Here is a 13,322-nt window from a genome sequence, read left to right as displayed (position 1 = left end):
ATCCATATCGGAGGTCTCCGACTACTGCACGGACCATTCACAACGTGTCGAGGAACTACACCTAGCCGTCCTCCGGTACTCTCACTGCATGTCGTCGCTGAACTACTCGTCCGCAGAGTCGCGGACAGAAACTCGGCAGAGCCGGGACCAGGTGGAAGTCCACCAGCTTGCCTTCCTGCAGTCTGAGGCCGTTCACCCCGTCATTACTGATGCTTTCCTGGGCAAGGGTCTCCCAGCTGCGGAAGTGACCATGGAGGCAGTCCAGCACCGTCCAGGTGCCGGTGCGACGGGGATCTACCGGATCACCGCCAATGAGGATGTGTACGTCGGGGTCACCACAGAGCGCATCCACGGTCATGTCGATGGGGTGATGCGGACTGAATCGGAGCATGGCGAGTTGGTCATATGGCAGCACCCTATGGACCCGTCGCTGCCTGGACTTCAGCTCGCAACCGACCCGGGGACAGTCGCATCCACCTGGGGGGCAGGCTCTGAGCTGACAGCGCTGGAGACCATCAGCTACCGACCGCTTCGACGCGCTGTGATCGCAGCTGACTTCGCGGATGGCCGACGCGTCTACCTCAAGGTCCTCCGCGAAGGCCATGCCCGCGATCTGGCAGACAGACACCGAATGCTGCTTGATGCTCATGTACCTGCGCCGGTCCCCGTCTGTGAACCGATCCGCGATGTCATGGCGTTTGAGCAGGGCAGGGGAGTGTCCCTGGCCGAACTGTTTCTCTCCGACGGCGCAGCCGTGGTTCGCCCGGCTGACTTCATTGAACTCCTGGAGGCTTTGCCGGCTGAGGTGATGGGTCTTCCCGCCCGGGATGCCTGGACCGACCGGCTGCCCTCGTACGCCTCAGCGGCCGTTTCTGCTTTGCCCGGGTGCGAACGCAGAATCCGGCGGCTGGAAGAGGAAGTCTTGGCAGGAATCCCCGTCACCGACCGCGGGCCGGTGGTGCCGAGTCACGGAGACTTCTACGAGGCCAACCTCCTGATGAACGGGTCGCAGATTTCCTGTCTGCTTGATGTGGATTCGCTGGGCCCGGGATACCGTGTTGATGATCTGGCCTGCTTCCTCGGCCATCTTGCGGTGCTGCCAGCTGTGGATTCCCGCTACATTCACGCCCCTGCAGCCTTTGACCGTTTCGCGCGAGTATTTGCCGCTGATGTGGATTCGGAGAGCCTCAGAATTCGCGCAGCTTCAGTGGCGCTCTCTTTGGTTTCCGGAGCGCGGGATGTTCGTGGAAACGGGTGGCAGTCCAAGGCGGAACACAGGTTGAGGTGCGCTGAAGTGCTTTTGGGTCTTACTCCGACTGCGGGAGATCTTCCTCATTGGCCAGCTGTTCTCTGAGAGCCTCCAGTTCAGCAGTCCGACGTGCAGCCTCGTCATGTTTTCCCAGAGCGGTGAGCGCTTCAGCGCGTCCCTCAAGGGAGGTCGCCAAGAGGGCATCCGAGATCTCGCGGGACTCTGCGGCCATGCGGAAGAGCGTTTCTGCTTCCTGAGACTGGTTCATCTGCATCAGCACAGTCGCGGCGAAAATCTCCGCGTCTGCTGCAGCCTCCTCATCCCCTGAGGCGGCGAACATATCAGCCGCCTCCAGGGCAGCCGCGACGGCTTCGTTTCCACGACCCAGAGCAGTCAGGGATCTGGCTCGGGTGTCAGTAATGTCGGCGCGCTGCCAATCCGTGCCGTGCTCATCGACGATGTCCATGGCACGGTCGAGATAGGTCAATCCCGACTCCTCCTCATGGCGGCACAGCAGGTGCCCCAGTGAGTGCAGGGCTTGCAGGAGCATCAGCGGATCAGTGTCCTCGCCCTGATCGGCGAGCCGGAGGCCGTGTTCATAGTGTTTCCGAGCCGCCTCCACTCGGTCCAGTGACGCTGCGAGGGCACCTGCGGCCAGGTGGGCCCTGGCGGCCTCGTCGACCTCTTCCGCGGAAATGAACTGAGCTGCGGCTTCCTCCCAATGAGACATAGCCTCCAGAGGCCGCTTCTGCTGCGTGACCGCGTGGCCCAGGCCCATCAGTGCGCGGCCTCTTGTGGAGAAGTCGCTTTCACCTCCGGTCAGACGCAGGGAGAGGGCTTCAAGCACTTTCTCCGCCTCGGCGTAGTTGTCCATATCCAGAAGCTGCTGACCCAGGGCCAAAGAGAGCATCCGGGATTCCGAAAACTCACCCAGCTCAGCCTGTTGCACCGCTACCCGCCAGGCCAACACAGCAGTCTCGGACTCACTCAGGCTGGAAGAAATCCCCGCCAACAGCGCTGCGGCGGAAGCGGCTCCTTTTCGGACACCGCAGGCGGAGTAGAGCTCCACAGACGTCATCGCGTCCTCGACAGCCTCAGCGGGTCGCTCAGCCTGATGGTGCACTGTTGCTCTGAGCATGGCCATAGCGCCGCGTACCGCCCGATTGGCCGGTGCCGAGAGGACCTGGTCAGCTGTGGACAGCGCAGCCTCAGGGTCGTCCGAGAGTAACTGGGCGTGAGCTAAGAACATTCTTGCCCCAGCCAGAGCTTGCGGACGGTCCAGAGATTCAAGGATTTCGCATGCCTCACTGATGAGGCTCAGTGCTGCTTCTGGACCCTCATCATGGAGTGTGCGCACTGCCAATGAAGAGAGCACATCGGCACGGTGCACGCTTGGGCCGGTTCCGTCATCTAGCTCCTCTGCCATGCGCTTGAGAATTTCGGCCTCGACGCGATCTGGTTCACGGAGCAGCATGGTTCCAAGTTGGGCCTCGACCTCAGCCTGGCGGGTGCGGCCAAGCTGACGCAGCAGCTCGATTCTTTGTGTGAGGAATGGGGCAGAGAGCTCCGACTCACCGCGCATCTCGTGCACACCTGAGAGAATTCGCAGGAGCATGAGTCGGTTCTCAGGATCATTCGCCCCAGGCGATTGCAAGCCTCGCTCGGCAGCTTCAGCAGCCGCCGCGTACCGCTCCCCGTAAGCAGCTTCATACGCCAGATCCACCCAACCGCGGGCTGTCTGAGCTTCTTCATACACCGATGCTGGATGCTGCAGCAAAGACTTCAACCGCGTGGTCAGCGGAGCCGAGCCGGGAATCTCGACGGGCAGGTCAACAGATTCGCCTCTCATCTTCCCCAGGATAAACCCGTCGCCCCCTCCACGTAGAATGTCGCTCATGACTTTTCAGCGCAGAGGACCCACCATGCCTGTGCGCCGGTCCCTCTCCGCAGCTCCTGTGACAGCCGCTGCCTTGACCTTGGGTGTGATTCTGTCCGGCTGCTCAGACCCCCCGCAGCCTGCACCGGAACCCACAGGTGATGACATTGAGCGGGCATGGCACCTTGCCGTCGGCAGCGATCCACTGGATCGCACGATTGCGCAGGTGTATGCAATGGCTCTGAACTCCCATGAGGCTCCCACTGTGGTCGTGGAAGAGGAGGATCAGACAGCGGTTTCTTTGGCTGCCGAGCTTGCTCGGGCTGCGCCTAGAGAAGGCCCTGAGACGGAGGAAGTTCAGGACGAGGACGTTGACGACCGCTATGAACTGGTGATTGCTCGCACTATGCCGCTTGCTGAGGAGCTGGATCCGGAAGGTTACGCCGAGCTGACGGCTCCCGATCCTGAGAATGACCTGGGGCCAGCGGCAGCACCTGAGGAACTGGTGAGTCTCGTCGAAGCCCAACTGAGCGAGGCCGAACTTTTCGAACCGACTGCCGCTGTCCTCAGCAGCAGAGTGCACATCACCAGCGTCACGGCGGAAACATATGAGGTTGATGGTGAGGAGGACACCGATTTTGACACCCTGGCCCCAGACTGTGGAGAGCTGGTCGTTGGTGTCTCCGCTGAACTGCCAGATGTCACAGACCTCCTGGAGGAGACCTACGAATGCGTACCTGAGGACTTGCGCACGGCGGACGAAGACACACTGGTCGATCTTCTGATCACCGCCGAGATCGACGCGGCGCTGTTCACCTCATCCCACCCAGGTTCTGCCGATCACGCTCTGATCAGTCTTGAAGATGTCCGGCGAGCCTTCCCCGAGGATCAGTACGCGCCGATCGTCTCCTCTCGAGTGGCTGACGAGGTTCCCGGGGTCGTGGACGAGATATCCGCCGCCCTCGACGATGAGGCTATGCTGACCATCCGTCGCCTCATCCATGGAGATGACGCGCTGGACCCTGAGGACGCGGCGACTTATTGGCTCGTTGAAGAGGGCCTTCTGGCTGAACCCGAAAATTGGGGATGAGCTGAACCGTGTGAAATTGGCGGATTGTTGACAATGTGAGGCAGAATCTCATTATGGAGGAGTTCCAGGATTTCACCCAGGCGAATAAGCTGCGCAATGTCCGCTATGACGTGCGTGGCCCCATCGCTGTGGAGGCCGCCCGGCTTGAACGGGCTGGACATCGCATTACCAAGCTGAACATCGGAAATATGGCACCTTTCGGGTTCGAGGCGCCGGATTCGATCATGATGGATATGATCAAGCATCTTCCGACAGCGCAGGGCTACTCTGATTCTGCGGGAATCTACTCAGCTCGCACTGCGGTGGCTCAGTACTACCAGACCAAGGGCATGAAAGATGCTCATGTGGACGATGTCTACTTGGGCAATGGGGTCTCTGAGCTGATCACCATCACCCTGCAGGCACTGATCAACCCCGGTGACGAGATCCTGATCCCCACGCCGGATTACCCCTTGTGGACGGGCCTGACAGCGCTTTACCAGGGCATCCCGGTGCACTACATCTGCGATGAAGAGAACAATTGGTGGCCGGACCCGGAGGAGATCGAGTCGAAGGTGACCGATCGCACTAAGGCTCTTGTGATCATCAACCCCAATAATCCGACGGGTGCGGTGTATCCCCGGGAGATTCTCGAAGCGATGGTGGATATCTGCCGTCGTCATAATTTGATGCTGTTGGCGGACGAGATCTACGAGAAGATCACATACGACGGCGCGGAGATGATCAACGCGGCCACGCTCAGTGACGATGTCTTCACTATCACCTACTCCGGGCTTTCCAAGACCTGGCGCGTTGCTGGGTACCGGTCCGGTTGGATGTACATCTCCGGGCCCAAACATCGGGCCAAGAACTATTTGGAGGGCCTGCAGCTGATGTCTAATCTGCGCATGTGCCCGAACGTCCCGGGACAGCACGCCGTACAGACCGCTCTGGGTGGCTATCAGTCGATCACCGAACTCATCAACCCTGGGGGGCGGCTCTACGAGCAGCGCACCGTGGCCTACAAGCTGCTGTCTGAAATCGAAGGCGTGGATGTCTGCCAGATGGATGGGGCCATGTATTTGTTCCCGCGCCTCGATCCGGAGATCTACCCGATCGAGAACGACGAGGCTTTTGTCATGGAGCTCCTGCGCCAGCAGAAAATTCTCGTCTCTCACGGACGTGCCTTCAACTGGATCGACGATCAGCATTTCCGTCTTGTGGCGTTGCCTGCCGTGGAGGAGTTGGAAGAAGCGATAGATGGCATTGCAGCGTTCCTCGCTCAGTACCGAGATGCGTTCGCCAAGCCTCAACCTGTGACCTCAGTCACGGGCTGAGGCTCCTAAATTGGTGGTGCCACCGAGCTGAGGTTTTTTGGTGCATGATGAAGGGATGCAGAACTTTTCAGAGGAGTTTCTTCAGTCCCCAAAGCTCGCCGATGTCCGCTACGACGTGCGCGGACCGATTGCGCAAGAAGCTGCGCGACTGGAACGAGCTGGGCATCGAATCACCAGACTGAACATTGGCAACCCGGCGCCTTTTGGATTCGAGGCCCCGGAACAGATTCTGCAGCACATGATCAAAACATTGCCGACGGCTCAGGGGTACTCGGACTCTCAGGGCGTCTACTCTGCACGTGTTGCTGTGGCCCAGTACTACCAAGCCCGGGGTCTGCGTGAGGCCTCACCTGAGGATGTGTGGTTGGGCAACGGTGTCTCAGAACTCATCTCCATGGTGCTCACAGCCATGATTGCGCCTCAGGATGAGATCCTCATCCCGGCGCCGGACTACCCGCTCTGGACTGGGGCCACCAAACTCGCAGGTGGTCAGCCTGTGCACTACATGTGCGATGAGAGCAATAGGTGGTGGCCGGATCCGGAGGAGATCGAGTCCAAAGTGACGGATCGGACCAAGGCTCTCGTGCTCATCAACCCCAATAACCCGACAGGCGCTGTCTATCCTCGGGAGATTCTTGAGGCGATGGTGGACATTTGCCGCCGGCACAATCTGATGCTGCTGGCCGACGAGATCTACGAGAAGATCACCTTCGACGGGGTGGAGATGATCAATGCCGCGACCTTGAGTGATGACGTTCTCACCATCACGTTCTCCGGATTGTCCAAGACATGGCGTGTGGCCGGTTTCCGATCTGGGTGGATCTACCTCTCTGGGCCCAAGCACAGGGCTAAGAACTACATCGAAGGTCTCAACCTTCTGATGAATATGCGCATGTGTGCCAATGTGCCTGCCCAACATGCCATCCAGGCCGCTTTGGGTGGGTACCAGTCCATCGAGGAACTGATTCTCCCCGCGGGGCGACTCTATGAACAGTCGCGCACAGCCCACCGTCTGCTCTCGGAGATAGAGGGAGTCACGGTGGAGAAGTCAGACGGAGCGCTGTATCTTTTTCCTCGTTTGGATCCGGATATCTATCCGATCGACGATGATGAGGCTTTCGTCATCGAGCTGCTGCGGCAGAAGAAGATCCTGTTGTCCCACGGCCGGGCCTTTAACTGGGACGATACCCAGCACTTGCGCGTGGTGACGCTGCCACATGTGGAAGATCTCGAGGTTGCGATCTCAGAAATCGCTGACTTCCTTGCCGATTATCGCGATTCGGCAGCTCGGTCCTCGTAGACCGCGTGTTCCTTCTCATTCAGGGCCTCGCGAACTTCCTTCAGCCGTGCGGAGGCTCCGTCGAGCCACCGTTCGCACCGGTCGGCCAGGGCTTCTCCGCGCTGCCATAGAGCCAGTGATTCCTCCAGAGGGGCGCCGCCGGTTTCCAGCTTGGTCACCACCTCGGCGAGCTCATCACGGGCTTGCTCATATGACATGTGCTCGATGTCCTCGGTGCGTGCAGTGCTGAACTGATTCTCGGTCATTGGCGGTTCTCCTCTGTAGTTGTCGTGACATCGGCGGTGAACTCCCCGGATGCCACTTTCACGTGGACCTCGGCACCGGGCTGAAGCTCACCGGCATGTCGAACGATCCGACGCTGATGTTGAACGACCGCGTAACCCCGGTCGAGGGTGGATTGCGGCGACAGGGCAGTGATCTGGGACCTGGTCGCCTCAACCCAGTCCCGCGCCCGGTCCAGCCTCGTTTGGGCAGAGACAAGAGCACGACGCCGCAGCCGCAGCAGATCTTCCGCGCGCACGCTGATCATGGCCTCAGGTTGGGCCATGACAGGACGGGACCGAACCGCCTGAAGCCATTCGGCCTCTCCGGAGAGCATGCGCTCTAGACCCTGGGACATGCGGGTCCGGGCGCTTCCGATGGTCTCGCGCTCCAAGGTCTCGTCAGGAACCAGCAGCTTCGCAGAACCGGTCGGTGTTGAAGCTCGCACATCGGCGACTTCGTCGAGGAGGGGCCGGTCCGCTTCATGGCCAATAGCTGACACCACAGGAGTGCGGGCAGCGGCGACCGCGCGGACCAACCGTTCATCGGAAAACGGGAGAATGACCTCTTCCAGTGAGCCTCCCCCCCGGGCGATCACAATCACGTCAACGTGGTCCAGGGCTTCGAGCTGCTCCAGTGCAGCGGTCACCTCAATGGGAGCCATTTGCCCCTGGGTGGCAACCTCCCTGATCTCGAAATGCGCGGCGGCCCACCGGGCAGTGACGTTGCGCAGAATGTCTTTCTTGGCATCGGAGTTGCGGCCCGTGATGACGCCGATACTGCGCGGCAGCACGGGCAGCGGCTTCTTCCGCTCCGGACGGAAGAGGCCTTCTGCTGCCAGTTGCTGCTTCATGCGCTCGATCCGGGCCAAGAGGTCTCCAAGACCTACCGGTTCCATTCGCTGGGTCACTAGGGACAGTCGCCCGGACTTCTCCCACAGAGAGGGCTTGACCAGTGCAACAACCCGAGATCCGGGCTCGAGTCCCTTATCGGCCAGGCCGCTTGCCACGTTTCGCCAGGCAACGGCCTGGAAGGAGATTTCTTGCTCCAAATCACGGAGTGTCATCCACGCCGTGCCGTTGCGCAGGTTGAACTCCACGAGTTGGCCTTCGACCCAGGTGGGGGTGACGCGGTCAATATGCGCCCTGAGCTTGCCTGAAAAGTGACTCAGCGGCCAGGGTGTGTCTTCGCTGGTCTCCTGAGAGCTCGGCGGCAGCGCGGTCAGCGGGGGTCGGTCTTTGGCAGTAGGCTCCTGATAATTCATACTGCTTACAGACTAGCCCGACTGTCGGAGGCCGACACGGCCCAAAACCGCCCAGGAGCTTAATGCGACACCTGCTCAGCGTCCTGTGCCTGCTGCTTGCAGGGATGTTGTCTGTCGGAGGACTCGCCGGCTACCAGCTTGATCAGCTGCTGCGCAGCGAGGAACCTGTTCGTCAGATTGCCGGGTCACTGCCTCAGGAGGAAGATTTCGCCGAGGCTGTGACGGACATCATTATGGAGGATCTCACGGGCCGTCTGCCTGACCAACTGCAGTGGGCTGTGCCGGGTGCGGCGGATGAGCTGCTCGCTCCTGTAGTGTCCTCGGCGTTCAACAATGAGCGAACCCTCGATGCCTGGGATGAAGTACTTCAGGAGACTCGAACAAGCTACACCGCACAGCTTGAGGACATTTTCGCCGAAGGTACCTCAGGTGAGGTCCGCGAACTTGATATTGAGCTTGACCTATCGCCGGTTTCGGATGCTATGACTCAGCCGCTGCGCGAAGGCCTCGGCGATGCCCTCAGTTGGATACCTGGAGTTGACCCAGAAAGCTTCGACATCATCGCCCCTGAAATTACGGTCGACATTCAGGCGGCTACGGACAGCACTGCGGACCCGTATTCATGGGCTACTGTGGCCGCTGCGAGTCAGTATTGGCTCTTCTCTGCTGGGGGAGCGGCGGCCCTGGCACTGCTGGGCCTGCTGATCGGACACGGGCGTGGCCGGTGGTTCGCTGTGGCTACGGGTGGCCTGGTTGCGGCCTCTCTTGGCCTGTGGATCGCGTTGACCGCGGGCTCTCCAGAGTTCCAACACCCGGCCGGGGTGCCGGAGGCGGCCGGTACTATCCTCGATCACATTCAGGTTCAGTACACGCAGTGGGCGCAACCGGCTTGGTGGATATTCAGCGTTGTCAGCGGCGTGGTCGGCCTAGCGGCGATGATCGCAGGGCTGCTGACTCCGTCCCGTCGCCGTTAAGGTCGCGCCGGTACACTTTGAGTATGACAACGACGACGCCGGAAGCCCCGACGACGCCCCGCAAGCACATCTCGGTGCCCACCCCTACAGTGCCGCGTAAGCGTCGCAGCCCTGAGGAGATCGCCGCTGAGCAGACCTTCGAGGGGTCCAAACGCATCCTCCTGGCAGCACCGCGAGGATACTGTGCTGGAGTTGATCGCGCGGTGATCGCGGTAGAGAAAGCACTGGAGCAGTACGGCGCTCCGGTCTATGTGCGTAAGGAAATCGTGCACAACCGGCACGTGGTGGATACGCTCACCGAGAAAGGCGTCATCTTCGTCGAGGAAACTGACGAAGTTCCGGAGGGTGAACTGCTCGTGTTCTCAGCACATGGAGTCTCTCCAGCGGTCAAGGAAGCAGCCTCTCAGCGTGGCCTGCAGACCATCGACGCCACCTGCCCGCTGGTGACCAAGGTCCACCGCGAAGCTGTGCGTTTCACCACTAGGGACAACTACCACATCATCCTCATCGGCCATGATGGGCACGAAGAGGTCGAAGGCACTTTCGGTCATGCCCCGGAGAGCACCACGATTGTCAACGGCCCGTGGGAAGTCGACCAGATCGAGGTCCCTGATCCGGACAATCTCATCTGGCTGTCTCAGACCACACTTTCTGTGGATGAAACCATGGAGACGGTCCAAAAGCTCCGCGAAAGGTTCCCGAACCTGCAGGACCCACCTTCGGATGACATCTGCTACGCCACGTCCAACCGTCAGGCGGCGATCAAGAAGATCGCCCCGGAATCGGATCTGATGATTGTGGTCGGCTCGGCCAACTCCTCCAACTCAGTGCGGTTGAAGGAAGTTGCGCTGGAGTGCGGAGCACGGCGCTCGGAGCGGGTGGACTTCGCCAACCAGATAGACGAGTCCTGGTTCGCTGAAGCGAGGACCGTCGGGGTGACGTCTGGCGCCTCGGTGCCGGAGGTGCTTGTGGACGACGTGCTGCGCCTGCTGGCCGAATACGGCTATGGCGAGCCTGAGGAAGTTGTGACTGCGGAGGAGGACATCGTCTTCTCACTTCCCAAGGAGATCCGTAAGGCACTTCAAGAGGCCGGCCACGACGACGTGGGTCGTGGCGGCCGCAAACGCAGCGCCTGCTCCACCAACTGAGAACCGGCATCTGAGCTTCTCCTCATGGTCCTCACCTGGGGTGCTGCCATTCTGGCGGGTGGCGGTGCCGTCGCTGCCGCACTGGGACTGATGCTGTTCGCCAAAGACGGTCGGCGAATCGGAGCTTTGGGCTGCGGCGTGTTGGGGACTTTCACCGCCTTGGTGAGCGGGGCGATCCTACTCTTTCAGCAGGGCTTCCAAGGTCCGCTTCTCGTGATCGCGATCGCCGCATTGGCGATCATGTTGCTGGGTACTATCGTGGGCTACCCCGTCCTGGTGCTGTTCCTTCTATGGTCCGGCGTCACTGTGCTGCGACGGGAAAGTCGAAGCCTGAGTAACGGACTGGCACTATTGGCTGGGGTGGGGATGGTAGTCCTGCCTTTCACGCTGAGGGCCCTCGAACCGGCAGGAGCTATGCAGGAGAGTGTCTGGTATATCACCAGATACGGTATGCACTCCGCGGCGGTTCTGGTGGTGGGATACGTCGCGGTAGTTTTCGCGATCTTTCTCATCGCCTCGCTGCTCTACCGCTGGCGTCGTCTCAGAATTATGCCCGAGGCGGTGATCATTCTCGGTGCAGGCCTGATTGATGGTCAGGTACCTCCCCTTCTGCAGGGTAGGTTGCGCCGTGGTCTTGAGGTCCAACGAAGCTTCGACCCCGCGCCGGTGATCATTACCAGTGGGGGTCAAGGAGCGGACGAGCCCCGTGCTGAGGGTGTTGCTATGCGGGAGTACCTCATTGCCATCGGAGCTGAACCGGAAGGGGTTATCGCAGAAACTGAGTCTCGCAGCACCAGGGAGAATCTTTACTTTTCTCAGCAGCTGCTGACTGACCCACATGCTGCAGTCGTCGTCGTGACGAGCAACTATCACGTCTTTAGGGCCGCTCTGCTGACCCGCAGTATGGAGCTGCGAGCACACGTTGTGGGTTCCAAGACAGCCTGGTACTACCTACCCAGCGCGGTGTTGCGCGAATTCGCGGGTGTCGTGCGAGATCAGCTGCGCATCCATCTCAGTATCGTGGGGGCTCTAGTGGTGCTCGGCCTCGTGTCCAGTTTCATCTTGGTGCCTGCCATGATCCCGCCTCCGGGCACCTGACACTGCGTCCTTCGAGCTGGTTTACGATGACACGGTGGACATTTTCGGCACTCTTGGGATCATTGTCGCCGCAGTCCTGATAGGTACCATTCTCCAAAGGCTCTCCGGCACTGGGGTAGGCCTTGTGGTGGCGCCGGTGCTTTCTCTCCTTCTGGGCCCTGCTTTCGGTGTTCTTGTGACCAATATGACAACCGTGGTCTCGGGGTTCTTGATCATGCTCAGCGTGTGGGCTGCCATCGACTGGCGAAAGTTCTGGCTGATCATCCCCGCCGCCGTGGTCGGGGCCTGGCCGGGCGCCTGGCTGGTGGGGGTGCTCTCTGCTGGGTGGCTCTCCATCATTCTGGGGTCGATTGTGGTTGCGGCTCTGCTCGTAACTTTCACTTTGCGCAGGCTTCCAGAGTGGACCGGGCGGATACCCGCTGTGGCTGCTGGTCTCATCGGGGGATTCTTTAACACCACCAGCGGAGTCGCAGCTCCGGTGATGGTGATCTATTCTCGTCTTTCACGGTGGGACCAGGTGAGCTTCGCGGCCACTCTCCAACCAATTTTCATGACGATGGGTGCAGCCTCGGTGGTATCGAAACTCGTTCTGGGGTCTGTCACCACAGAGGGAGATGTGGGGGTCCCCTTCGGTTGGCTGTTGGCAGGGATCGCGGCCACTGTGGTGGTCGGCATACTGATCGCCTCACGCCTGGCGAGCGTTGTTTCAGCTGCGTTCGCCCGGAGGTTGGCGTTGACTCTGGCCGGTCTCGGCGGTCTGGGAGCCATCGTCCGTGGGGTCATCGATGTCCTCTGACGGACTTCAGCCAGGATCGTCCCCGTACCGGCGGCTGCTTCTCGCGTTGTTCTTTGTCGGGGTTGCGACCTTCGCTCAGCTTTATTCGCCCCAAGGGCTGCTGCCGCTGATTGCGGTGGATCAGGATGTGAGTGCGGACCAGGCGGCCCTGATGGTTTCTATGGCTACCTTGGGCTTAGCCCTGGGCGTCATTCCGTGGTCCTACATCGGCGATGCCTATGGCAGAAAGAATGCCATGGTGTGGGCCGTGGCACTCGCCTGTCTTTTCGCAGTGCTCACTGTCATCATGCCGACGTTCCCTCTGGCATTGATGATGCGCTTCGTCGAAGGCTTTATGCTCGGTGGGGTTCCTGCCCTGGCGGTGGCCTACCTGAGTGAGGAGGTCAGCCCCCGGGCCGCGGCGGTGGCAGCGGGGACTTATATTTCCGGGACCACAGTGGGTGGGTTGTCGGGCCGGATCCTCGCAGCACCTGTGGGGGACGAGATTGGGTGGAAACCCGGCATGCTCGCCGTGACGGTCCTGGCGGTGGGCTGTGTAGTGGTCTTTGTGCTCGCTGCTCCCCGGGCCCAGAGTTTCACCCCGCGTCGCAGTAGTTTCAAGCAGGCAGTGGGACAGCTGCTCGGGAATCTGCGGTCTCCAGGGTTGCGGGTCATCTACCTTCAGGGTTTTCTGACCATGGGCGGATTCGTGGCGATGTACAACTTCATGGCTTTCCATCTGGCAGAGCCGCCTTTCGGATTGCCGTTGGGACTGATCAGTCTGATCTTCCTCGCCTATGTGGCCGGTACGTTCTCTTCACCGAGGGCTGGTGCTTTAGCCGCCCGTTGGGGGCGCAAACCGGTGCTCATCGGGGGCAATGTCGTGATGCTATGCGGCGTCGTGTGTCGGTGGACGTGCGTTATTGAGGGCAGGTTTTATTCGGCGCGTTGAGCGATGTAGCCGGACCAGT

12 protein-coding genes are annotated in these 13,322 nt (G+C 60.5%); 9 read left to right on the top strand and 3 right to left on the bottom strand.

Annotated elements, in window-relative coordinates; genetic code table 11:
• On the top strand, positions 1 to 1,354 hold a 1,354-nt coding region (locus FEF26_RS14255), incomplete at its 5' end, for a phosphotransferase (RefSeq protein ID WP_208012944.1).
• On the opposite strand, the gene FEF26_RS14250 is transcribed toward FEF26_RS14255, so the two are convergent.
• Positions 1,308 to 3,098, bottom strand: coding sequence for a tetratricopeptide repeat protein (locus FEF26_RS14250; protein ID WP_138254205.1), 1,791 nt, complete (start codon positions 3,096 to 3,098; stop codon positions 1,308 to 1,310). The genes FEF26_RS14255 and FEF26_RS14250 overlap by 47 nt on opposite strands.
• Positions 3,099 to 3,144: 46 nt before the next feature.
• Between FEF26_RS14250 and FEF26_RS14245 the strand changes: the two genes are divergently transcribed.
• From FEF26_RS14245 to FEF26_RS14235, 3 genes are read left to right on the top strand one after another with little or no spacing between them, the layout of a single operon-like run.
• Positions 3,145 to 4,215 carry a glycine betaine ABC transporter substrate-binding protein gene (locus tag FEF26_RS14245; protein WP_166433055.1) on the top strand — a complete coding sequence of 357 codons (1,071 nt, stop codon included), beginning with the start codon at positions 3,145 to 3,147 and terminating at the stop codon, positions 4,213 to 4,215.
• Positions 4,216 to 4,268: 53 nt separating this feature from the next.
• The gene (locus FEF26_RS14240; protein ID WP_138254203.1) at positions 4,269 to 5,531 is read left to right on the top strand and encodes a pyridoxal phosphate-dependent aminotransferase; all 1,263 of its coding nucleotides are present in this window, start codon (positions 4,269 to 4,271) and stop codon (positions 5,529 to 5,531) included.
• A 55-nt stretch (positions 5,532 to 5,586) separates the two neighbouring features.
• Positions 5,587 to 6,831, top strand: a complete 1,245-nt coding sequence (locus FEF26_RS14235) for a pyridoxal phosphate-dependent aminotransferase (RefSeq protein WP_138254202.1) — start codon at positions 5,587 to 5,589, stop codon at positions 6,829 to 6,831.
• Here FEF26_RS14235 and FEF26_RS14230 read toward each other — a convergent pair.
• Together FEF26_RS14230 and xseA are read right to left on the bottom strand one after the other, a co-directional pair.
• The gene (locus tag FEF26_RS14230) at positions 6,801 to 7,076 is read right to left on the bottom strand and encodes an exodeoxyribonuclease VII small subunit (protein WP_138254201.1); all 276 of its coding nucleotides are present in this window, start codon (positions 7,074 to 7,076) and stop codon (positions 6,801 to 6,803) included. The two genes, FEF26_RS14235 and FEF26_RS14230, sit on opposite strands and share 31 nt — an antisense overlap.
• Positions 7,073 to 8,356 (bottom strand): exodeoxyribonuclease VII large subunit, encoded by a 1,284-nt coding sequence (gene xseA / locus FEF26_RS14225; protein ID WP_138254200.1) that lies wholly within the window; start codon positions 8,354 to 8,356, stop codon positions 7,073 to 7,075. The genes FEF26_RS14230 and xseA overlap by 4 nt, the downstream gene beginning before the upstream one ends.
• Before the next feature lie 62 nt (positions 8,357 to 8,418).
• Between xseA and FEF26_RS14220 the strand changes: the two genes are divergently transcribed.
• From FEF26_RS14220 to FEF26_RS14200, 5 genes are read left to right on the top strand one after another with little or no spacing between them, the layout of a single operon-like run.
• Entirely contained in the window at positions 8,419 to 9,330 is a 912-nt protein-coding gene (locus FEF26_RS14220) for a hypothetical protein (protein ID WP_138254199.1), read from the top strand.
• 23 nt (positions 9,331 to 9,353) lie between these two features.
• A complete protein-coding gene (locus tag FEF26_RS14215; protein WP_138254198.1) occupies positions 9,354 to 10,478 on the top strand; it encodes a 4-hydroxy-3-methylbut-2-enyl diphosphate reductase in 1,125 nt (374 codons plus the stop codon).
• Between the two features lie 24 nt (positions 10,479 to 10,502).
• Entirely contained in the window at positions 10,503 to 11,576 is a 1,074-nt protein-coding gene (locus FEF26_RS14210; RefSeq protein ID WP_138254197.1) for a YdcF family protein, read from the top strand.
• A 34-nt stretch (positions 11,577 to 11,610) separates the two neighbouring features.
• Positions 11,611 to 12,372, top strand: coding sequence for a sulfite exporter TauE/SafE family protein (locus FEF26_RS14205; RefSeq protein WP_138254196.1), 762 nt, complete (start codon positions 11,611 to 11,613; stop codon positions 12,370 to 12,372).
• Positions 12,362 to 13,303, top strand: coding sequence for an MFS transporter (locus tag FEF26_RS14200; protein ID WP_138254195.1), 942 nt, complete (start codon positions 12,362 to 12,364; stop codon positions 13,301 to 13,303). Before FEF26_RS14205 ends, FEF26_RS14200 begins: the two co-directional genes overlap by 11 nt.
• The last annotated feature ends 19 nt before the right edge of the window (positions 13,304 to 13,322 follow it).

The sequence above is a fragment of the Nesterenkonia salmonea genome (assembly GCF_005771525.1).
GTDB classification, from domain to species: Bacteria; Actinomycetota; Actinomycetes; order Actinomycetales; family Micrococcaceae; genus Nesterenkonia; species Nesterenkonia salmonea.
Note: the sequence above shows the minus strand (reverse complement) of the source record. Positions and strands in the feature narration are given on the sequence as shown.